Annotated in this window: 1 pseudogene; it reads left to right on the plus strand. The window is 62.3% G+C overall.

The window, feature by feature from the left end:
• Positions 1-36: 36 nt before the first annotated feature.
• Positions 37-369, plus strand: a pseudogene (locus tag VTU_RS0118525) (IS4 family transposase); the annotation flags it as partial.

The following is a 369-nucleotide window of genomic DNA, read 5'->3' on the forward strand; positions in this document are numbered from 1 at the left end:
CGACTGGTCTACGTGGCCGACCGCGAGGCTGACATCATGGCCCTGATGGTGCGAGCACGTGACTTGGGCAATCCAGTGGATTGGTTGCTGCGCAGCAAACACAACCGGGTTCTCGAAGAAGAAGACGACAAACAGTGGAACCGGGTGACGGCGGGCGAGTCGCAGGGAGAGATTCGTTTCACCCTTGCCTCGCGCCAGGGGTCGCGCCCTCGTGAAGTGGTACAGCAAGTGTGGGCGCAAGCGCTGAAGTTGCCCGATGGCCACGGCGGGTTTGTGCAGGCCACATGCATCGTTGCCCGGGAGGAGGCGCTGGCGAATGGCGAAAAGCCCCTCGAGTGGAGATTGCTGACGAACTTGCCCGTGGAGACC

This window comes from Verminephrobacter aporrectodeae subsp. tuberculatae At4, from assembly GCF_000193225.1.
GTDB lineage: Bacteria > Pseudomonadota > Gammaproteobacteria > Burkholderiales > Burkholderiaceae_C > Acidovorax > Acidovorax aporrectodeae.